The 20,704-nt window shown below is 72.3% G+C and carries 20 protein-coding genes and 1 tRNA gene; 12 read left to right on the top strand and 9 right to left on the bottom strand.

Going from position 1 to position 20,704, the window contains the following annotated elements; translation table 11 throughout:
• Positions 1-32 precede the first annotated feature (32 nt).
• Positions 33-1,724, bottom strand: a complete 1,692-nt coding sequence (locus ACSQ11_RS15230; protein ID WP_436007030.1) for a M20/M25/M40 family metallo-hydrolase — start codon at positions 1,722-1,724, stop codon at positions 33-35.
• Positions 1,725-1,824: 100 nt separating this feature from the next.
• Between ACSQ11_RS15230 and ACSQ11_RS15225 the strand changes: the two genes are divergently transcribed.
• Both ACSQ11_RS15225 and ACSQ11_RS15220 read left to right on the top strand, forming a co-directional pair.
• Positions 1,825-3,531 carry a formate--tetrahydrofolate ligase gene (locus tag ACSQ11_RS15225; protein ID WP_436007028.1) on the top strand — a complete coding sequence of 569 codons (1,707 nt, stop codon included), beginning with the start codon at positions 1,825-1,827 and terminating at the stop codon, positions 3,529-3,531.
• Positions 3,532-3,537: 6 nt separating this feature from the next.
• A complete protein-coding gene (locus ACSQ11_RS15220) occupies positions 3,538-5,214 on the top strand; it encodes a SulP family inorganic anion transporter (protein WP_436007026.1) in 1,677 nt (558 codons plus the stop codon).
• 55 nt (positions 5,215-5,269) lie between these two features.
• Here the strand turns inward: ACSQ11_RS15220 and ACSQ11_RS15215 are convergent, their stop codons facing one another.
• Together ACSQ11_RS15215 and ACSQ11_RS15210 are read right to left on the bottom strand one after the other, a co-directional pair.
• On the bottom strand, positions 5,270-6,247 hold the full coding sequence (locus tag ACSQ11_RS15215) for a magnesium transporter (protein WP_436007024.1): 978 nt from the start codon (positions 6,245-6,247) through the stop codon (positions 5,270-5,272).
• Positions 6,248-6,295: 48 nt separating this feature from the next.
• Positions 6,296-7,336, bottom strand: coding sequence for a zinc-dependent alcohol dehydrogenase family protein (locus tag ACSQ11_RS15210; RefSeq protein WP_436007022.1), 1,041 nt, complete (start codon positions 7,334-7,336; stop codon positions 6,296-6,298).
• A gap of 215 nt (positions 7,337-7,551) precedes the next feature.
• On the opposite strand from ACSQ11_RS15210, the gene ACSQ11_RS15205 reads away from it, so the two are divergent.
• The 5 genes from ACSQ11_RS15205 (at position 7,552) to ACSQ11_RS15185 (ending at position 12,393) form a co-directional block, all read left to right on the top strand.
• Positions 7,552-9,252, top strand: coding sequence for a GAF domain-containing protein (locus ACSQ11_RS15205; protein ID WP_436007020.1), 1,701 nt, complete (start codon positions 7,552-7,554; stop codon positions 9,250-9,252).
• A 40-nt stretch (positions 9,253-9,292) separates the two neighbouring features.
• Positions 9,293-10,243 (top strand): universal stress protein, encoded by a 951-nt coding sequence (locus ACSQ11_RS15200; protein ID WP_436007018.1) that lies wholly within the window; start codon positions 9,293-9,295, stop codon positions 10,241-10,243.
• Positions 10,244-10,288: 45 nt separating this feature from the next.
• Positions 10,289-10,933, top strand: a complete 645-nt coding sequence (locus ACSQ11_RS15195) for a response regulator (protein WP_436007016.1) — start codon at positions 10,289-10,291, stop codon at positions 10,931-10,933.
• A gap of 144 nt (positions 10,934-11,077) precedes the next feature.
• Positions 11,078-11,965, top strand: a complete 888-nt coding sequence (locus tag ACSQ11_RS15190) for a universal stress protein (RefSeq protein WP_436007014.1) — start codon at positions 11,078-11,080, stop codon at positions 11,963-11,965.
• Positions 11,965-12,393, top strand: a complete 429-nt coding sequence (locus tag ACSQ11_RS15185; protein WP_436007012.1) for a pyridoxamine 5'-phosphate oxidase family protein — start codon at positions 11,965-11,967, stop codon at positions 12,391-12,393. The genes ACSQ11_RS15190 and ACSQ11_RS15185 overlap by 1 nt, the downstream gene beginning before the upstream one ends.
• A 2-nt stretch (positions 12,394-12,395) precedes the next feature.
• Here ACSQ11_RS15185 and ACSQ11_RS15180 read toward each other — a convergent pair whose 3' ends face one another.
• From ACSQ11_RS15180 to ACSQ11_RS15155, 6 genes are all read right to left on the bottom strand, one after another.
• The gene (locus ACSQ11_RS15180; RefSeq protein ID WP_436007010.1) at positions 12,396-12,977 is read right to left on the bottom strand and encodes a CBS domain-containing protein; all 582 of its coding nucleotides are present in this window, start codon (positions 12,975-12,977) and stop codon (positions 12,396-12,398) included.
• 42 nt (positions 12,978-13,019) lie between these two features.
• Positions 13,020-14,306: an acetyl-CoA hydrolase/transferase C-terminal domain-containing protein gene (locus tag ACSQ11_RS15175; protein ID WP_436007008.1), complete on the bottom strand. Its 1,287-nt coding sequence runs from the start codon at positions 14,304-14,306 to the stop codon at positions 13,020-13,022.
• Positions 14,303-14,764, bottom strand: coding sequence for a pyridoxamine 5'-phosphate oxidase family protein (locus ACSQ11_RS15170; RefSeq protein WP_436007006.1), 462 nt, complete (start codon positions 14,762-14,764; stop codon positions 14,303-14,305). Before ACSQ11_RS15170 ends, ACSQ11_RS15175 begins: the two co-directional genes overlap by 4 nt.
• Before the next feature lie 84 nt (positions 14,765-14,848).
• Positions 14,849-15,331 (bottom strand): DUF6328 family protein, encoded by a 483-nt coding sequence (locus tag ACSQ11_RS15165; RefSeq protein WP_436007004.1) that lies wholly within the window; start codon positions 15,329-15,331, stop codon positions 14,849-14,851.
• A 64-nt stretch (positions 15,332-15,395) separates the two neighbouring features.
• Positions 15,396-16,529, bottom strand: coding sequence for a thiolase family protein (locus tag ACSQ11_RS15160; RefSeq protein ID WP_436007002.1), 1,134 nt, complete (start codon positions 16,527-16,529; stop codon positions 15,396-15,398).
• Positions 16,526-17,560 carry an AMP-binding protein gene (locus ACSQ11_RS15155; RefSeq protein ID WP_436007000.1) on the bottom strand — a complete coding sequence of 345 codons (1,035 nt, stop codon included), beginning with the start codon at positions 17,558-17,560 and terminating at the stop codon, positions 16,526-16,528. The genes ACSQ11_RS15160 and ACSQ11_RS15155 overlap by 4 nt, the downstream gene beginning before the upstream one ends.
• 44 nt (positions 17,561-17,604) lie before the next feature.
• Between ACSQ11_RS15155 and ACSQ11_RS15150 the strand changes: the two genes are divergently transcribed.
• The 5 genes from ACSQ11_RS15150 to ACSQ11_RS15130 all read left to right on the top strand — a co-directional run bounded on the left by ACSQ11_RS15150 (position 17,605) and on the right by ACSQ11_RS15130 (position 20,677).
• On the top strand, positions 17,605-18,660 hold the full coding sequence (locus ACSQ11_RS15150) for a chorismate-binding protein (protein WP_436006998.1): 1,056 nt from the start codon (positions 17,605-17,607) through the stop codon (positions 18,658-18,660).
• A 52-nt stretch (positions 18,661-18,712) separates the two neighbouring features.
• Positions 18,713-19,564: an aminotransferase class IV gene (locus ACSQ11_RS15145; protein WP_436006996.1), complete on the top strand. Its 852-nt coding sequence runs from the start codon at positions 18,713-18,715 to the stop codon at positions 19,562-19,564.
• Positions 19,561-20,064, top strand: a complete 504-nt coding sequence (locus ACSQ11_RS15140) for a TIGR02611 family protein (RefSeq protein WP_436006994.1) — start codon at positions 19,561-19,563, stop codon at positions 20,062-20,064. Before ACSQ11_RS15145 ends, ACSQ11_RS15140 begins: the two co-directional genes overlap by 4 nt.
• Before the next feature lie 72 nt (positions 20,065-20,136).
• Positions 20,137-20,210 (top strand) — tRNA-Val (locus ACSQ11_RS15135).
• Between the two features lie 209 nt (positions 20,211-20,419).
• Positions 20,420-20,677 (top strand): Ada metal-binding domain-containing protein, encoded by a 258-nt coding sequence (locus tag ACSQ11_RS15130; protein ID WP_436006992.1) that lies wholly within the window; start codon positions 20,420-20,422, stop codon positions 20,675-20,677.
• Positions 20,678-20,704: the final 27 nt, after the last annotated feature.

Here is a 20,704-nt window from a genome sequence, read left to right as displayed (position 1 = left end):
CGCGTCGGGGGCCGTCGAGGAAAGGGCCGGCGTCAGCCGCCGGAACCGTGTGCGAGGCCTCCGTCCTCGCCGGCGAAGGTGCCCTGCGGTCCGGCCGGGGCCGGGAGGGTGAACGCGGGGCCGGGGACCTTCTTGCCGGGGACGCCGTTCACGGACTCGGTCGAGTACGCGAAGGTGAGCATCGCGAAGGCGATGAGGTCGCTGTTGACCTCGAGTGCGTGGAGGTCGACGTTGGCATAGGTGTCGCAGGCCGCGTGGTAGCACGGGTCGAAGGCGTCACCGGCCGTGCCGCCCCAGATGGCCTGCTGCTCGGCCGTCTTGATCTCCTCGGCACCGGTGAAGAGCCCGCTCGACGGGATCCCGGCGTTGATGAAGGCCTCGTAGTCGCTGCGACCCGAGAACTCGGTGTCGTCGTACGGCTCACCGACCTTCGTGTAGTACGACTCGTAGACGTCCTCGATCGCCGCGGACCCTGCCGGCACCGGCACGGGCGCCTCGAACGTCGACTCGTCGGCGTCGTAGACCATGAAGATGTCGTTCGGCGAGCCGACCATGTCGTAGTTCATGTACATCGCGATCCGGTCGCGCTCCGCGGCCGACAGGCCGTTGACGTAGTCGGCCGACCCGACGAGGCCCTGCTCCTCGGCGGCCCACCACCCGAACCGCAGCGTGTTCTCCGGCGTGAGCTTGGCCATCTTGAGGGCCGTCTCGAGCAGCGCGGCGGAGCCCGAGCCGTTGTCGTTGATGCCGGGCCCCTCGATCACGCTGTCGAGGTGGGCGCCGGCCATGACGACGTTGTCGGTGTTGCGTCCGGGGAGTTCGGCGATGACGTTGTAGTCGTTGCGTGTCTCGGCGGGCAGGACGAGCACGTATGCCGTCGAGCCGGGTCGCGCGAGCAGCGCACCGTCGGCGAAGCTCGCTCCGACGACCGGGATGCCGTGGGTGATCGGTCCGGGGGCACCGGGGATCGGCTCGTCGATGCTCGTGCCGTCGGCGACGATGAGGCCGGAACGCTCCGGGGTGTTGCCCTCGTTGAAGATGACGATGGCTTCGGCACCGGCCTGCTCGGCGTAGTAGGCCTTCGTGCCGAAGAAGCACGTCCCGCGCTGCACGAGCGCGATGTCGCTCGGGCCGCTGAAGTCGAGCCCGGCGAAGTCGGCCGCCTCGCAACCGCTCGTGGACCCTCCTGTCGGCGTGAGGTCGATGTCGACGGGGATGACGTTGCCCTGGACCTCACCCGAGCCGCTGCCGGTGAAGACGCCGGTCTCGTAGTCGTCAGGCGGCGCCGGGGTGAGCTGGCGGAGATTCGCCGGGAAGTTGAAGGTGACGTCGACCGGGTCGAGCGTGACCTGGTAGCCAGCCTTGCGGAGGAGGCCGGCGACGTAGTCGACGCTCCGGTCGTAGCCGACGGTTCCCGCAGCGCGGGTCCCCGGGTAGACCGGGTCGTTGCTGTTGTCGGCGATCTTCTGCAGTGCGGCCTGGTGGGCGCGCACACCGTCGACGGTGACGCACTCGAGAAGCTTCTGGTACGTGTTGTTGTTGCGGTTCGTGCACGCCTCCGACGGCTTGGCCGACGCGGTCTGCGCGGTCAGGGCGGTCGTGAGGGCGGCGACGGCCACAAGGGCCGCCATGCGGGTCGTTCGGGTCCTGGCTCGACGCGGTTCGGTCATGATCATCCACTTCGTCGTGGGTCGGGTGTGGAGCCCGACGCTGATCCTCTTCACGCTATGGCACGTCGTGAGCAGGGGGCCATAGCCCGTCGGGGGGTGCGCGGCGGGCCCTACGTCCCGTGACGCATCGGGGGAGGAGGAGGACCGTGGTGCCATGACCAGTGCCGCCCCGCCCTCGGACCTCGACATCGCGCGAGCCGCCCACCTCGAGCCGGTCGAGGCGGTCGCCGGGGCGGCCGGCATACCGCTCGAACGCCTGGAGCCCTACGGGCGGCACGTCGCCAAGGTGTCGCTGGCCGCCGAGCAGGACCTGGCCGACCGTTCTCGGGCGCGCTACGTCGTCATCACAGCCATCACCCCGACCCCGCTCGGCGAGGGCAAGACGACCACCGCGGTCGGTCTCGCCCAAGGGCTGGCGCAGCTCGGCCACCGGGCCACCCTCGCGCTGCGCCAGCCGTCCATGGGGCCGACCTTCGGGATCAAGGGCGGCGCCGCCGGGGCCGGGTTCAGCCAGGTGCTGCCGATGGAGACGCTCAACCTCCACCTCACCGGGGACTTCCACGCCGTGACGGCCGCGCACAACCTCCTCGCGGCGATGCTCGACAGCTCGCTCCACCACGGCAACGAGCTCGACATCGACCCGCGCAACATCTCGTGGCGCAGGGTGCTCGACGTCAACGACCGCGCGCTGCGCAGCATCGTCGAGGGCCTGGGTGCCCGGATCGACGGCGTCCCCCGCCAGTCGGGGTTCGACATCACCGCGGCGAGCGAGGTCATGGTCGTCCTCTCGCTCGCGTCGTCGCTCGCGGACCTGCGCGCCAGGCTGGGACGGATCGTCGTCGGGTTCACGACCCGCGGCCGCCCCGTGACCGCGGAGGACCTCCACGCCGCCGGGGCGATGGCCGTGATCCTCAAGGACGCCCTCATGCCCAACCTCCTCCAGACCACGGAGAACACACCGGTCCTCGTGCACACCGGACCGTTCGGCAACATCGCCACCGGCAACTCGTCGGTCGTGGCCGACCGGATCGGGATCCGCACGGGTGACTACCTCCTCACCGAGGCGGGCTTCGGTTCGGACATGGGGGCGGAGCGGTTCGTCAACCTCAAGTGCCGGGTCTCCGGGCTCGCGCCGGACGCCGCAGTCCTCGTCGCCACGGTGCGCTCGCTCAAGGCGCACTCGGGGCGGTTCACCGTGGTCGCGGGACGGCCCCTGCCGCCGGAGATGCTGCTCGAGGACCCGGACGCCGTGCGCGCCGGAACGGCCAACCTGCGTCGGCACATCGAGATCGTCAGGTCCTTCGGCATCCCACCGGTCGTCGCCGTCAACGCGTTCCCCACGGACCACGACTCCGAGCTCGCGGTGGTCGCGCAGGCGGCCCAGGAGGCCGGTGCCCGGGTCGCCGTGTCGACCCATGTCGTCGACGGGGGCAAGGGCGCCACCGACCTCGCGACGGTCGTCGCGCAGGCGTGCGCGGACCCGCACGAGCTGCGCCACACCTACGAGCTCGACGCCCCTCTTCGCGACAAGATCGAGGCCGTCGCGACGCGGGTCTACGGCGCCGACGGAGTGGACTTCTCGGACGTGGCGGCCAGGGATCTCGCCCGCTTCGAGGTGCTGGGCTACGGCGAGTTCCCCGTCGTCATCGCCAAGACGCACCTGTCCATCTCGTCGGACCCGACGCTGCGCGGGGACCCCCAGGGCTGGCGCCTGCCGGTGCGGGAGGTGCGGGTCGCCGCCGGCGCCGGCTACGTCTACGCCCTCAGCGGCGAGATGCGCACGATGCCGGGCCTGCCCAGGCATCCTGCGGCCGCCTCCATCGATCTCGACCCCGACGGCAACGTCGTCGGGCTCTTCTGACCGGCCGTGCGCGCCGCCCGGGGGATCGGGGACCGGTCGTCGCTCAGGGGTGACGTCGTCGCGGGCGTGACCGTCGCGGCATACCTCGTCCCCCAGGTCATGGCGTATGCCGGGGTCGCGGGCCTGCCTGCGGTGACCGGACTGTGGGCGGCGGGGACCGCGATCGTCGTCTATGCCCTCGTCGGGTCCTCGCGGCTGCTCGCGGTGGGGCCCGAGTCCACCACCGCGCTCATGACCGCGGTCGCGCTCGGCGGGCTCGCCGACGGGGACCCGGTGCGGTACGCCGCGCTCGCCGCCGGACTGGCCGTCCTCGTGGGCGGGTTCTGTCTGCTGGCCTGGCTGCTGCGGCTCGGCTTCCTCGCCGAGCTGCTCTCACGACCGGTGCTCGTCGGCTACATGGCAGGCGTCGCGACGCTCATGGTCGTGAGCCAGCTCGGCAAGGTGACGGGCCTCGTCGTCACCGGGGACAGCACCGTCGCCGAGGTGACGTCGGTCGTGGAGCACCTCGACGAGGTGCACCGCCCCACCGTCGTCCTGGCCCTCGGTGTGCTGGCGTTCCTCCTCGTCGTGTCGAGGCTCATGCCCCGGGCCCCCACGCCACTGCTGGGCGTGCTCGGGTCGGCGGCGGCAGTCGCGTTCCTGAGCCTCGAGGAGCGGGGAGTCGCCGTCGTCGGCCCGGTGCCGCGCGAGCTGCCGCTGCCCCGCCTCCCTGACCTCGGCGTGGCCGACCTGCGGTCCCTGCTGCCCGCGGCGCTGGGCATCGCCGTCGTCGCCTACACGGACAACATCCTCACCGGCAGGGCCTTCGCGCCGCGTCACGATGCCGGGCTCGACGCCAAGCAGGAGCTCCTCGCACTCGGCGTCGCCAACCTGGCCACCGGTGTGGCACAGGGGTTCCCGGTGAGTAGCAGCGGCAGCCGCACGGCCATCGTCGCCGCGAGTGGGGGCCGGACCCAGACGAACTCGCTCGTGGCCCTCGTGACGGTGGTCCTCGCCGTCATCGTGGCCAACCCGGTCCTGGCGCTCTTCCCGACGGCCGCGCTCGGGGCTCTCGTCGTGTATGCCGCGGTCCGGCTCATCGACGTCGCGGAGTTCCGGCGGATCTTCGCCTTCCGGCGCACCGAGGGGGTCCTCGCGCTCGGCACCACGGCCGCTGTCCTCGTCGCCGGTATCCTGCCCGGGGTCCTCGTGGCGATCGTGCTGTCGCTGCTCGACCTGCTGCACCGCGTGACCCGTCCCCATGACGGGGTCCTGGGCTACGTTCCGGGGGTGGCGGGGATGCACGACGTCGACGACTACCCGTCGGCGCGGCCGGTGCCCGGCCTCGTGGTCTACCGCTACGACTCGCCGTTGTTCTTCGCGAACGCGCACGACTTCGTCACCCGGGCGCTGGCCGCAGTCGACGGTGCGCCGACGCCCACCCGATGGCTCCTGCTCAACATGGAGGCCAACGTCACGGTCGACGTGACGGCGTCCGACACCCTCGAGGACCTGAGGGAGGAGCTCGGCCGGCGGGGAGTCGTCCTCGCGCTGGGCCGCGTCAAGCAGGAGCTGCGCGCCGACCTGGAGCGCAGCGGGTTCGTCGACCGCGTCGGGGAGGACCGGATCTTCATGACCTTGCCGTCCGCGGTCAAGGGGTATGCCGCGTGGTCGTCGGAGCACCCGACGCAGGGCAGGTCGTGAGTGCACGAGTGCGACAGGGGTCGTCGGGACCCCGGGCAGCCCGGTGGCGTTCCTGTCAGCGGACGATCCAGCTGGACAGCTGGAAGTAGACCGCGACCGTGACGACGTCCTGGATGACGGTGGCCAACGGGCCGGACCCGAAGGCGGGGTCGGTGCCGAGGCGGTGGAACAGCCAGGGGAGGGCCATCGCCACGAGGGTGGCGATGAGGGAGGCTCCCAGGATGGCGAGCGCCACGGCGACGGCGACGTGTCGGTCGCGCCACACCGCCGCCACGACGACGAGCGCGATCGCGCCGAGCAGGCCGCCGAGCACGGCACCCGTGATGGCCTCGCGCCGGACCACCTGCCGGATGCTCACGCCCAGGGAGAGCCCGCGGATCACCAGGGCCTCGGTCTGGGTGCCGACCGCATCGGCGAGGTAGACGACACCGGGCAGGAAGTAGGCCACGAGGACGTTCGCGCGCAGCGTCTCCTCGTAGCCGCCGACGATCCCGGCAGCGAGCAGGGCACCGACGAGTCCGACGACGAGCCAGGGCAACCGGTGACGCAGCCGCCGCACGACCGGCTCGACGCTCGTCGAGCGGGCAGCCGCGGCCGAGCCGCCGAAGCCACCCAGCCGGGCCAGGTCCTCGTCGTGCTCGGAGTGGACCAGCGCGAGCAGGGTCTCCGACGGGATGAGGCCCTGGAAGCGACCTGCGTCGTCCACCAGGGCGACCGTGGACCAGCCGGCCTCGACGGCTCGCCAGGCCGCCGGCTCCCGGTCGGTGGATGGTGAGACGGTCGGCGGGTTGCGGTCCATGACCTCCCGCACCCGCGCGGAGGGGCCGGCAGCCACGAGGGCGCCGGTGCGGGCGATCCCGACGAGCCGTTCACCCTCGAACACCGCGACGCACTCCGCCGCGGCGACCGGGTCGCCACGCAGCCGGGCGAGCAGGTGGTCCACCTGCTCGCCCGGTGAGGTCCGGGGGACCGCGAGCGTCGCGTGCCGGAGAGCGGCGCGGGGCGCCGAGCTCCCTGCGTGCTCACGTGGCATGGCATCCCACCGCTCTGCGCCGTGACCGCCCCGAGGTCGGGGCGACCGTCATCGGGTGAGGACGACCTTGAGCGCGTGCGTGTCGGCAGCGGCCGAGAACACGTCGTAGGCCTCCATGAACTCGTCCAGGGCGAAGCGGTGGGTCACGAACCGCGCGAGGTCGATCTGGTGGCTCGCGACGAGCTTGAGCAGCGTCGGCGTCGAGAACGTGTCCACGAGACCGGTCGTGATCGTCACGTCCTTGATCCAGAGGTCTTCGAGGTGGAGCGTTGCCGGGACCCCGTGGACTCCGGCGTTGGCGACCACACCGCCCGGGCGCACCAGGGCGGTGCACTGCTCGAAGGACTCGGGGACGCCCACGGCCTCGACGGCGACGTCGGCGCCGAGCCCCTCGGTCATGCCGCGCACGATCGCCACCGCGTCCTCGCGGGAGGGGTTGACGGTCACGTCGGCGCCGAACTGCTTGGCTGCCTCGAGGCGGGAGTCCGCCAGGTCGACCGCGACGATCCGGGCCGGGCTGAAGAGCTTGGCGCCCATGATCACCGAGAGTCCGATCGGGCCCGCGCCCACGACGACGACCGTGTCACCCGGGGAGACGCGCCCGTTGAGCACGCCGACCTCGTAGCCCGTCGGACCGATGTCGGCGAGCATGAGAACCTCCTCGTCGCTCACCCCGTCGGGGATGGCGAAGGTGGAGGTGTCCGCGAACGGGACACGGACGAACTCGGCCTGGGTGCCGTCAACGAGGTGGCCGAGGATCCACCCGCCGCCACCGAGGCACTGGCCGTAGCGGCCCTCACGGCAGAAGCGACAGGCACCGCAGGACGTGATGCACGAGACGAGGACCCGGTCGCCGGGCTTGACGTTGCGGACGCTGGAGCCGACCTCGATGACGGTGCCGACCGCCTCGTGCCCGAGGGTCCTGCCGTCCGTCACGGCGGGGACGTCTCCCTTGAGGATGTGCAGGTCGGTGCCGCAGATGGTCACCGCGTCCACCCTGACGATCGCGTCGGTGTCGTCGACGATCGTCGGGTCCGGAACCTCCTCCCACGCCTTCTGTCCGGGGCCGTGGTAGACGAGTGCCTTCATGGTCGAGCTCCTTCCGAGGCGGCCGGGTGCCGCACGGGACCAGTTCACGGCGGGGCACGCCCGCCGGACAGGGTCGGAAGTCCCTCTGTGCGTCGAGCACACACACTGCGGACGACCCTGTGTGGTGCACCGGGAGCGGCAGGTGGGCGGACGGCATACGACGGGTCGTGCGGGAACGCCGAACGACGCAAGCGGCGAGCCCATACGATCGACACGTGACTGAGCTCGGTTCCCCGCAGCCGGCGTCGACAATTGGCGAGGTCCCCGACGGTGGGGGCCAGAGATGGCCGTTGTCGTCGCTCGAGCTCGATGACCTCGTCGACGAGCTCAGGGCCCGTGCGCTCAGCGCGCGCATCTCGCAGGAGCGCCTGGGCTCGCTGCTCGACGCCGTCATCGCGGTGAGCTCGGACCTCGAGCTCGCGGAGGTGCTGCACCGCATCGTCGTCGCGGCGTGCGACCTCGTGGATGCGACCTACGGCGCGCTCGGCGTGCTCGGTCCGAGCGGTGAGGAGCTCGTCGAGTTCGTGACCCACGGGGTCACCGACGAGCAGCGCGCCGCCATCGGACCCCTCCCGCGCGGGCACGGCCTCCTCGGCATGGTCATCAGGACCCCGCACCCGCAGCGGGTGAGCAACATCGGGGAGCACCCCGACTCCTACGGCTTCCCGCCGAACCACCCACCGATGACGAGCTTCCTCGGTGCGCCGGTACGGATCCGTGACCAGGTCTTCGGCAACCTCTATCTCACCGACAAGCGCTCGGCCCCGGAGTTCAGCGACGACGACGAGGCGATCCTCGGCGGGCTCGCGGCCGCGGCCGGTGTGGCGATCGACAACGCGCGGCTCTACGAGCACGCCCGTACGCAGCAGCTCTGGGGAGAGGTGCTCGGCGACGCCACCCAGGCCCTGCTCGCGGGCACCGCGCAGTCCGAGGTGCTCCGCGAGGTCACCACGCGGGTGCGCGACCTGGCTCGGGCCACCTCCTGCGCCGTTGCCCTGCGCCACGGGTCCGACGTCGTCGTCGCGGCGGTGGCGAGCGACGCCCCGACGGGTTGGGCGACGGGAGACGTCGTCCGCGACCCGAGGGTGCTGGCGTCGATGCTCGAGCCCGCGCACTCGGAGCCGCGGGACCCTGCGGCTGCGAGGACGTCGGTCCCGATCGCGTTGGGGGAGAGCCCGATGGGGGTGCTCGTCGTCGACTGGGAGGGTGAGGAGCCCATCGACCTGCGCCCCCACCTCGAGGTTCTCGGCCAAGGCCTGGCGGTGTCGCTGGGTGCCGCGAGCGCTCGCACCGACCGCGCCCGGTCCGAGCTGCTCGAGGACCGCGACCGCATCGCGCGCGACATGCACGACAACGTCATCCAGCGGCTCTTCGCGACGGGGATGTCGCTGCAGTCCGCTGCGCCGGTGAGCCCTCCCGAGGTGCGCGCCAAGCTGGACCGGGCCGTCGACGAGCTCGACGCGGCGATCTCCGACATCCGTCACACGATCTTCGCCCTCCACCGGGTCCCCGGCGGACGGCCGCTGAGCGCGGAGATCGCGACCGTGTGCGGGGACGCGGCCGTCACCCTGGGGTTCTCGCCGGAGCTGCGGATGTCGGGACCGATCGCCGACGTCCCCGAGGCGGTCTCCGCCGAGCTGCTCGCAGTGGTGCGCGAGGCGCTGAGCAACGTCGCACGACACGCCTCCGCCTCGTCGGTGAGCGTCGAGGTCGAGGTCGGCGGCGAGGTGAGCGTGGTCGTGTCCGACGACGGGCGAGGGCTTCCGGACGGGGTGGTGCGATCCGGGCTCGGCAACCTGGCCCGCCGGGCCGAGGGCCGCGGTGGCACGTTCCGGGTGGGTTCGGGCTCGGACTCGGGGGCCACGCTCGAGTGGCGGGTGCCCCTGGTCCCGGCGCCGAGGAGCAACGGGACCTAGTTCCCTGTCGAGGGCGAGTGGCCCGACGCAGAGTCGTGCCATGGCTGAGCTGCACCCCGACACCGTCCTCGCCCCCCACGCTCACGTGGGTACCCGGCCCGAGGGAACGGTCGTCGTCGGCTACGACGAGACCCCCGAGGCCGCGGCCGCGCTGGAGTGGGCCGCAGACTGGGCCGACGTGCAGGGCTGCCGGCTCATGGTCGCGTGCGCCGTCGACCCGTTGCTCCCCACCGACGCACGCCGGGGCCAGGGTCCCGACGTCAGTGCGCTGCGCCGGGCCGTCTCGCGGGTCGCGGACCGGGGCGCGGCGCTGGCCCGACGCGGTCACGACGAGCTCGAGGTGCGCAGCGTGGGGGCGATCGGGCGACCGTCCGCCGAGCTCGTCGCGCTCTCGGAGACGGCGGACCTGGTCGTCGTCGGGCGTAGGAGCCGGGCGGAGCGCCCAGACGCCAGCCTGGGATCGGTGTCCTTCGCCCTGAGCGCCCACGCGCGTTGTCCCGTGGTCGTCGTCCAGGGGGAGCGACGCCTCGGGCTGGGGCAGGGGAGCCCCGTGGTGGTCGGCGTCGACACGTCGCGAGCCTCGCTTCGGGCCGTCGAGTTCGCGGCGCGCGCCGCCGCAGCGGCCGGGGTCGGGCTCGTCGTGGTCTCGGCCTGGTCCGGGCGCGAGGTGGAGCCGTGGCTGGCGGAGCTGTGGGGCCCGTCGGCGCCCGGCGCCGGCCCAGCGGGTGAGGAGTACGACCGCGCGGTGTCGAACGTGTCGGCTGCGCTGGCGGTCGTCGCACGGGACCACCCGGAGGTGCCGACCTCCACGCGCACACCGCAGGGGAGCCCGCCCGAGGTCCTGCTCGCCGAGGCCACTGACGCCGGGCTGCTCGTCGTCGGTGCGCGGGGCGGTGGTGGGTTCGTTGGGCTCATGCTCGGTTCTGTGAGCCGGAGCGTCCTGCGACGGGCCGAGCTCCCGGTGGCGGTCGTGCGAAGCCGTGGGATCTGAGCCGGCGCGGACCCTACGATGGGCCGAACCACGAGGAGGATGTCGATGATCCGGGTCTACCTGCTGGACGACCACGAGGTGGTCCGCCGAGGGCTGCGTGAGCTGCTCGAGATCGAGGACGACATCGAGGTGGTGGGTGAGTCCGCCAGCGCCGGCGAGGCGACGCGGCGCATCCCTGCCCTGCGCCCGCACGTCATGGTCCTCGACGCCCGTCTCCCGGACGGATCCGGGATCGACGTGTGCCGTGACGTGCGTTCGGTGGACCCGACCGTCGCCGGCATCGTCCTGACCTCGTTCGACGACGACGAGGCCCTGCGGGCCGCAGTCATGGCGGGGGCCGCGGGCTACCTCCTCAAGGACATCCGTGGCACGCAGCTCGTGGACTCCATCCGGCGGGTCGCCGGCGGTGAGTCGCTCCTCGACGAGGGCGTCGTCGCGCGGCTGCGCAAGCAGTGGGGCCACGACGTCGACGACCCGCGGCTGTCCGAGCTCTCGCCGCAGGAGCGCCGGATCCTCCAGCACATCGCCGAAGGGCTGACCAACCGGCAGATCGGCGAGACCATGTCGCTGGCCGAGAAGACGGTGAAGAACTACGTCACGTCGGTGCTCGCGAAGATGGGGCTGGAGCGTCGCACCCAGGCCGCGATCTACGTCACGAAGCACGGGTCGAACGGCTCGAGCTCCGGCTGACGGCGCGAACGCCGCGGCGGTGGAGAGCGTCGGCGACGAAGACATCCGCTCGGGGCAGAGCCTTCGGGACCTAGGGCCCTGTGGGTGTGCGCGGGTGTTGGCGAGGCTGGGAACGCAGCAGCAGCCACCAGCGCAGGAGGAGCCATGGACGCCCAGACCACCCGCCCCGTTGTCGTCGGCTACGACGACTCACCCGAGGGCGAGATCGCCCTCGAGTGGGCCGTCCGCGAGGCCGAACGGCTCGACCGTCCGCTCAAGGTCGTCGTGGCCCGCGGGATGCTGTGGTCGACGGCGCCCGGGTTCGGTCCCGCCGCACCGTGGCCCGAGGACCTCGACCGTGAGGTCGTCGTGCGGGCGAAGCAGCGTGTGACCGAGCTGTCGACGACGGTCGAGACCGTCACGGAGTCGGTCGTCGGCACTCCCGCCGCCGTCCTCGTGACGGCCGCCGAGGACGCCGAGATGGTCGTCGTCGGCCGACACCACCACTCGCTGCTCGGCGAGCTGGTCGAGGGCTCCACGTCTGCCCAGGTCGTGGCGCACGCCCGCTGCCCGGTCGTCGTGGTCGACCGGCATGCCGGTGCGAGCACCCGGGCACCGATCGTCGTCGCCGTGGACGGGTCGTCACCCAACGACGCGGCCCTCGCCTTCGCCTTCGACCGCGCCACCCAGCTCGAGGCCCCGGTCGTCGCGGTCCACGCCTGGACACTCGACGTCCCCGACACGTTCGACACGGCGTGGCTGCGTCCCGAGCACATCGCCGAGCTGGAGCAGCACCACCGGTCGGTGCTCGACGAGGCGGTCGCGCCGTGGGCCGCGAAGTTCCCGGACGTCGAGCTCCGCACCGTGCTCCGCCGCAACCTGCCCGTCGAAGCGGTCCTCGAGCAGTCAGAGGGCGCCCGGCTCATCGTCGTCGGCAGCCGGGGACATGGAGGCTTCGTCGGCTTGCTCGTCGGGTCGGTGAGCCAGGGGCTGCTCCACCGCGACCGTCCGTGCCCCCTTGCAGTGATCCACGCCGAGCACCGGGAGGCGTGATGGACACCGACGCAGCCACGGACCACAGCGGCCTCCGGGTCATGGGTACCGACGAGTGCCTCGAACGCCTGGGCGCCACCGTCATCGGGCGGGTGGCCTTCGTCCACGACGGCGAGGTCGTCCTGCTCCCGGTCCACCACGTCATGCACGGCAGCGACGTCTGCTTCAGGACGAGCGGTAGCAGCAAGATCGAGGCGGCCGCCGACCACGACCCGATGAGCTACGAGGTCGACGACTACGACGTCTCGACGAGGTCCGGGTGGAGCGTCACCGTCACGGGCACCGCCTCGCTCCTCGACGACGACTCGGCCGTCGCGGACGTCGAGAGCCGCGACCGGGCGCCGTGGACCATCGGTGACCCGGCGTTGTCGGTGTGGGTCCGGATCCGTCCCGACGCCATCACGGGTCGCGAGCTGCGAGCGTCCTGACCTCAGCCCAGCCGAACGCTGCGTACCCCGGGGACGGTCGACACCACCGCGACGACCGCGTCATCGAGACCGTCGCCCGTAGGCGTCACGACGACGTGCCCGGACTGCACGGTGACGGTGCGCTCCGGCATACCGACGCTCGTGACGGCCTTGGAGACCGCGTCCGCCAGCGAGGCGCTCGACACCGACATCGCCCGCAGGATGTCGCTGCGGCTCACGACCCCCACGAGCCGGTCGTCGTCGACGACGGGCATGCTCTTGAACCCCGAGCGTGCAAAGAGGGCGGCGACGTCGGCACAGTCGTCGGTGGGCGCCACGCACGTGGGGTCCTTCGTCATGACCTCGTCGAGGCTGGGTGAGGGCCCGCTGGTCGCCGACGTCGTCCACAGGTGGGCGCGCGGGTCCCGGGGGAGTGGCTGCCTGAGGACGTCCGCCTCCGACACGATCCCCACGCAGCGCCCCGCCTCGTCGACCACCGGGATCGCGCTGATCCCCGAACCGCCGAGCAGCTCGACGACGTCGTCGAGCGTGGCCGAGACCGGGAGCGAGAGCGCGGGGGAGGTCATGACCTCGGACACCAGCATCGCGGTTCCTTTCCTTCGTCAGGTGTACCCAGCCTGCTGGTCTCAGCCCTGCCGCGACAAGGTCCTCGCCCCGGCGCGTCGCAGCGCGCCGAGGCCGAGTCCCTCGGCCTCCTCCCACAGCTCGTCGCGCACCGAGGGGTGCGCCGCCTCGTCGATGAGGTGCTGCGCCTGGGTCTGGGAGTCCCATCCGCAGATCTCGGCGATGCCCTGCTCGGTGATGACGGCGGTGTGCTGGAACGAGGTCACCGGCGCCTCGAGCAGCCCGACCACCGACGACACCTCGGCGCGCGGGTGCCACGACCGCAGCGCCATGACCGACTGCCCTCCCGCTGAGTCCATCGCGCCGACGACGAAGTCGCACTGCCCGCCGAAGCCGGAGTGCAGGCGTGACCCGATGTGGCTGGCGTTGGCCTGGTCGAACAAGTCGACCGACAGGGCGGTGTTGACGCTCGTCATGGCCGGGTTGGCTGCGATCCGCCCGGGGTCGTTGACCGTCTCGGTGCGCAGCATCCGCACCTTCGGGTTCTCGTGGAGCCAGCCCATGAGCCTCGGGCTGCCGGCGGCGAACGACGCGACGACCGGTCGCCCGGCGTCGAGGGAGCCGGCGTCGTCGAGGTCGAGGATGCCGTCGGAGACCATCTCGCTCCACACCCCGAGCCCGTGCAGGTGCGTGAGCCGGGGGACGACGGCGTCGGGGATGAGACCGATGCCGAGCTGCAGCGTGGCGCCGCACGAGACCCGCGAGGCCACGTGCGCACCGATGCGCTCCACCTCGGCGGAGCGTGCGGCAGGTGTCCGCGCCGCGCCGCGCGTCGCGGCGACCGAGACGACGATGTCGAGGTCGGTCAGGGTCGTCTCGGAGTCGCCGAACGTGAACGGCACGTCGGGGCGCGACTCGGCCACGACGAGACCGCCGGTGGCACGGCACACGTCGATGGCGGCCGGGAGGACGTTGACCTCGGCGCCGAGCGACACCTCGCCAACGCCCCGGGGTGACGACACGGTCACGAGGACGACGTCGGGGACGAAGGACCAGCGGAAGAGCGCGGGCACGTGCGAGAGACGGGCGGGCAGGTAGGACAGGCCAGGGACCCCTCGCATCCCCGGTCCGACGAAGGGCGTCACGTACGTGACCCCGTCACGCGACGGTATGCCGTGGGGCGCGTTGAGCATGAACAGCTCGTAGTCGTGGACGGACTCGTCGAGCACCCGCAGCAGCGTCCACGGCACCGAGGCGTTGCCACCCGCGACGACCCTCAGGGGGCGGTCGAGGCGCCAGGCCGCACGTCGCAGCGCGGCCGACAGCGCGGTCGTCGTCGAGGCGATCACGCGCGGCGCACCCCACCGACGACGTGGATCCGCCGACCCGTGACCGTGTCCGGCAGCAGCCGCATGAGGTGGGGCTTGGAGCCCTCCGCCCACGGGAGCAGCGGCAGCGACATCACGGCGATCGAGTCGTCGACGTCCCTGACCTCGACCGCGCGACCCCGCGCGACGACGCTCCAGGCCTCGGCCACGTCGACGTCGTAGCCGTCGACCTCGAACGCGACCGGCTGGTTGCGGGCCGATTCGTACTTCGTCCCGCCCGCCGTGCGGATGACGATGGTGCCGTGGTCGACCGCGTAGTTGACCGGGAAGATGTCGGGCGCGCCGTCGTGGATGACGGCGAGCCGTCCGACGACCGACTGGCGCAGCAGGTCCCACGACTCCTCGGTGCTCAGCGGTCGCGTGCCTCCACTCGTCCCGGTCCCGCTGCCGGGGTCGTCTGCGCCTCCGTGAGTGTCCATGACCTCAGGGTGTCGACGGCCGGCCCCACCGCACAGGGCCCAAGGTCCCGGACCGCGCGGTGGGCGACAGCGGCCGGCGCGGGCTCAGGTGTCGAGCCGGCTCCGCACGACGAGTGGCAGGACGAGCCAGTTCACGACGAAGAGCGCGAGGGCCACCGCACCGGCGGACACGGCAGCTCCCCGTCCGAGGACGACGTCGAAGATGAGGAACGTCGCGGAGACGACGCTCACGGCCAGCGCCAGGAGGCCGGCCCGGGCGGCCAGGTCGGCGAAGCGGACGAGCTCCTGCTTCGCCCGCCGCCGGAACAGCAGGCGGTGGGCGCTCACCGGCGCGACGAGCAGCGTCGTCGCCACCACCGCCGTGGCCAGGGCGAGGAGGTATGCCGTCCGCTGCGTCGAGGTCAGCTCGGTGAACCGCTGCTGGAAGGGGATCGTCAGGAGGAAGCCCGCGAGGACCTGGACCCCGGTCTGCGTGACACGCAGCTCCTGCAGCAGCTCGTCCCAGTTGCGGTCGAAGCGCTCGGTCGGGGTCTCGTCGCGGTCCTGGTCTCGCGGTGCCGGCTCCATGACCGGACGGTACCCACTTCGGGTCCTGCACATGTGCCGCGCAGGACCCGGACACTCGCGGCGGTCAGCCCACCCGCTGCACGAGGACCGCGACGCCCTGGCCACCACCCACGGCGATGGCGGCGAGCCCGAGCTCCGGGCCGTCACGACGCACCATCTGGCTGAACAGGCGGACGGCGAGGACCGCACCGGAGGCGCCCCACGGGTGTCCGAGCGCCAACGCACCGCCCTCGACGCACACCCTCTCGTCGTCGAGCCCGAGGTCGTCGCAGCAGGCAAGCACCTGTGCGGCGAAGGCCTCGTTGACCTCGATGACGCCGACGTCGTCGAGGGTGGTCCCGTTGCGACGCAGGAGGTTCCGGATCGCCGGAACGGGTCCGACGCCGGGCAGGTTGGGGTCGACCCCGACTGTCTCCCAGTCGAGACAGGCCAGACCCGGTATGCCGTCCGCCCGCCTCCGTGCCTGGCTCACCACCGCGACCGCGGCGGCTCCGTCGTTGATCCCGCACGCGTTGCCGGCGGTGACCGTGCCACCCGGCGTGAAGGCGGACGGGAGCCGGGCGAGCGTCGTGGTGCTCAGGCTGGACCGGACGCGCTCGTCGCGGTCGAGCTGCGGGAGGGGTACGAGCTCGTCGTCGAACCACCCGGCGGCGCGAGCCGCGGCGGCGCGCGAGTGGGAGCGGACGGCATACGCGTCCTGTCGTTCTCGGGTGATGCCCCAGCGCGAGGCGACCTCGTCCGCAGCGGCGCCCATCTCGGGGTCGCCGATGTCGGCTGGAGCGAAGGGCGCACGCGAGTAGCGCTGCGGCACAGCACCATCCACCGGGGGCCACATGCGCCACGGTGCCGTGCTGGCGCTCTCCACGCCGCCTGCGAGGACGACCTCCGACATGCCCGCGCGCACGAACGCGGCCGCAGTCGTGATCGCGGCGAGGCCGCTCCCGCACTGCAGGTCGACCGTGAGGGCGGGGACGGCGACGTCGAAGCCGGCGGCCAGCGAGGCGACGCGGGCGACGTTGCCGCCGGCGCCCATGCAGTTGCCGAGGACGACATGGTCGGGTGCGTGGTCGAGGTCGGCCCGGAGGGCGTCGAGCACGGGTGCGGCGAGGCCGGTCGTGTCGACGTCCGTGAGGGCCAGTCCGGCCGTGCCGATCGGGGTGCGGCGGGCGGCGACGATGACGGGGGTGGTGTCGTTCACGCAGGCTCCTCGGGACGGGCGGCGGCGAGCAGCCGGGCGCGCACCTCGGCGCGGTCGAGCTTGCCGGCGGCGGTGAGCGGCAGGGCGTCCCAGTGGTGCCAGCGTCGGGGGAGGTGGCTGCGGGTCATCAGGGCGGAGGCTTGTTCGTGGAGGATGCCGAGGTCGAGGGCGCCGGTGCCGACGACCACGGCCTCGACGACCTCGCCCAGCCCGCCGTGGGGTGTGCCGACGACGGCCACGGCCTCGACCTCGGGGAGCGAGCGCACGGCGTTCTCGACGTCGGCGCACAGCACGGTCACCCCACCGGTCGTGACGACGTCGTCGCCGCGACCGAGGACGACGAGACCGGTGTCGGGGTCCCATCTGGCCCGGTCGCCGACCGTCGCGAACCCGTCGGCGTCGCGTCGCAGGGGACCGGTCTGCCCCGGTGCATAGCCCTCGGCGAGCCACGGGCTCCGGGCCCACACGACGCCCTCGCGCAGGTCGACCTCGACCTCGGGGAAGGGGTCGAGCCGCGCCCCGACCCGCATCGCGACGAAGCTCAGCTCGGCCGCGCCGTAGTAGTCGACGACCGTGACACCTGCCGAGTGCGCGCGCCGTCGGACGACTTCGGGGAGGCTCGCGCCGGCACAGACGACGGTCCGCAGGGTCCCGAGGTCCCGCTCGAGAAGGGCCGCGAGCATGCCCGGCGTGAGGTGCGCGGCGGTGCACGCCGCGAGGGCAGCGGCGGCGTCCGTGACGCTCCAGCGGTCGAGCGCGACGACCTCCGCACCCACATGCGCGGCGTGGGCGTGGGCGAACGCGAACATCGACCCGCTCGGGGGTGCCGGCACGAGCACCCGGTCGTCGTCGGTGATCCCGGTCAGCCGGCTCACGTGGCCGAAGCTGTCCTCCCAGGACGCGAGCGACCGGAGCACGGTGCGTGGCGCGGCGCTCGTCCCCGACGTGGTGAGCTCGAGCCAGGAGCGACCGTCGCGCTCACGCAGCACCCCCATCGCCCGCAGGGCCGCCCGGGCCGCACTCTCACGCACGGGGCCACGGTCTCACACGCGGGCCACCCCCTACGATCGTCGCCGTGGCGTGGGCGAGGTTCAGCTCCCTGGACGGGGGAGTCATCGAGGCGAGCGGCATCGACGCGGTCACCCACGACATCGACGACGTCACCTTGGGATTCTGGGCCGTCGTCATCACCTTCGAGGGCGACCTCACCGCGGTGCGCATGGCGTCCGTCCGCCGCTCCTCGGGCGGCGCCGCCGCTGTCGTGGACTGGTCCGGCGTGGAGGGGGAGTGGACCGCGAGCCTGGACGACACGGCATACGTCGCGGGCGTCGAGGAGGTCCGCGGGCGGATCGCGCGCGGCACGGTCTACCAGGTCAACGTGTGTCGCGTCCTCAGTTCCGCGGTGGATGCGGAGGTGAGTGTCCGGGCACTCGGCGACGTTCTCGCACAGGGCAACCCGGCCCCGTATGCCGCGACGCTCGACATCCCGGAGGCGGGTCTCGAGATCGCGTGCGCCTCACCCGAGGTCTACCTCGAGCGACGTGGCGGCACGGTGCGGTCGAGCCCGATCAAGGGCACCGCGCCGACGACCGAGGAGATGCTGCCCAAGGACTACGCGGAGAACGTCATGATCGTCGACCTCGTCCGCAACGACCTCCAGCACGTATGCCGTCCCGGCACCGTCCGCGTCGACGCCCTGTGCAGGGTCGAGCAGCACCCCGGGCTCGTGCACCTCGTGTCGGACGTGTCGGGAGAGCTGCGCGAGGGGGCGTCATGGCGCGAGCTGCTCGACGCGTCGTTCCCGCCGGGGTCGGTCTCGGGGACGCCCAAGCACACGGCGCTTCAGGCCATCGCCGACCTCGAGCCGGTGGCGCGCGGCCCCTACTGCGGCGCGATCGGCTGGATCGACGCCGACCGGGACGAGGCTCTCCTCGCCGTCGGGATCAGGACGTTCTGGGTCGAGCGGGACGGCTCGGGCGCGGGTGCGCTCAGGTTCGGGACGGGTGCCGGGATCACGTGGGGGTCGGACGCGACGGGCGAGCTGCGCGAGACCCAGCTCAAGGCACGGCGGCTCATGGCCCTGGCCCGTGGCGAGGTGCGGGGGCGTCCCGGCGGCCCGGCTCAGGGCTGACTCGGGGGATGTCCTCATGGGGCGCGCAGGTGACATCTGCGATGCTCGACCCATGAGCGATATCCGGGTGTGGGTCAACGGTCAGGTCGTGGACGCGGACGTCCCGTCGATACGGGCGCTGGACCACGGGGTGACCGTCGGGGACGGAGCCTTCGAGACGTGCAAGATCGTCAAGGGTGAGGCGTTCGCGATGACGCGGCACCTGCGTCGTCTCGGTCGCACACTCTCGGGGCTGGGGCTCCCACCGATCGACGACGCCGTGGTGCGCGAGGGCGTCAAGGAGGTCCTGTCGATCGAGGACCCGATCGCCTTCGGTCGCGTCCGGATCACCGTCACCGCCGGCGCAGGACCGCTCAGCTCGGACCGCCACGACTCGCCGCCCACCATCGTCATCGCGTCGACGCCGTCCTCCGCGCACGCCCCGTCCGCCGCCGTCGTCACCGTCCCGTGGGTGCGCAACGAACGTGCCGCCACCGCCGGGCTCAAGACGACGTCGTACGCCGAGAACGTCATCGCCATCACGCACGCCCGTTCGAACGGGGCCGAGGAGGCACTCCTCGCCAACACCCGCGGCGAGCTGTGCGAGGGCACGGCGTCCAACGTCTTCGTCGTCACCGACGGCGTCCTGCGCACCCCCCCGCTCGACAGCGGTTGCCTCGCGGGCATCACCCGCGAGCTGGCGATCGAGTGGTGCCGCGAGGCCGGGCTCGAGGTCGTCGAGGAGGCGCTGCCCTTCGACGTCCTCCAGAGCGCCGACGAGGTCATCATCAGCAACTCCTCGCGTGACATGCAGGGCGTCCACCTCGTCGACGACCGCCAGCTGACCCCGGCTCCCGGCCCGGTCACCGCGAAGGTCGTCGACATCTGGCGCACCGCGGAGGCCGACCTCGGGATCGACCCGTGAGCGAGTCGCACCTGCGTGACGAGTCGCCGGATCCCGCGGAGGCCGCGGCCACCGGTGAGTCCCGACCGGAGCACCAGGACCACCACGTCTTCGTCGACTCCGAGGACGACGACTGGGCCTGGCGCCGGCGCATCCGCGCCAACCCGACGTCGGCCAAGGTCTACCGCATCGGCGTGTTCGCCCTCGGGCTCGTCGTCGTGGTCGTCGGCATCCTGCTCATCCCGTTCCCCGGGCCGGGCTGGCTCATCGTCATCGGTGGCCTGGCCATCTGGGCGACCGAGTTCGAGCGGGCGCAGAGCGTCCTCGAGTTCGTCAAGCGGTACGTGCGCGCCTGGGAGGGGTGGATCAAGCGCCAGAACCCCGCCGTCAAGGCACTGGCCGGCATCGTCGGCATCGCGTTCATCGCCACCGTGCTGTGGCTGACGTTCCACTTCTCCGGGATCCCGGGGTTCTTCCCCGACGGGCTCGAGAACTGGATGCGCACCACCGCCCGCATCTGACCCGTCGGCCCCGATTTCGTCGACGGGAGAGGCGACGGGTATCCTCATCCAGCCCGCCTCGCGACGGGCGCCGGACGTGTAGCTCAGCTGGTTAGAGCGCTCGCCTCACACGCGAGAGGTCAGGGGTTCGAGTCCCTTCACGTCCACAAGAAGGACCTGCTGGCGCTGGCGCGCCAGCAGGTCCTTCTTGTGTCCGTGATGGGGCCCGCCTTCACGTCCACCCTCACAAGCTCGGGCGCCCCGTGATGGGGCCCGCCTTCACGTCCACCGACGTCGAGATCGGGTGGACGGCACGTGTGGAGCGCAAAGAAGAGCCGTCCGCCCGATCTCGTGGAGTCGATGCGAGGCTGAGGGCATGACGACCTACACGCTCCTCGGGCGCGACGGGCAGCCGTACGAGTCAGCGACACCGGGCACGCTCGGCGGTCACCGACGCACCAAGGTCTACGGGAGGCTCGACTGCCCGGGCGCGCTGCGGTGGATCGCCAAGGGCAAGTACGTCACGCACCGGGTCTTCTTCGCCGACGAGGACACGGCCGTCGCTGCTGGGTTCCGGCCGTGCCACACCTGCCTGCCCGAGAAGTACCGGGACTGGCGTGACGCCACCGCCTGACCGAGCCGAGCGGACGAGCCGAACGGG

Origin of the sequence: Knoellia sp. LjRoot47, from assembly GCF_964253435.1 — a bacterium.
GTDB lineage: Bacteria > Actinomycetota > Actinomycetes > Actinomycetales > Dermatophilaceae > Knoellia.
The sequence above is the reverse complement of the archived record's forward strand: the minus strand, read 5'-3'. Positions and strand labels throughout refer to the sequence as shown.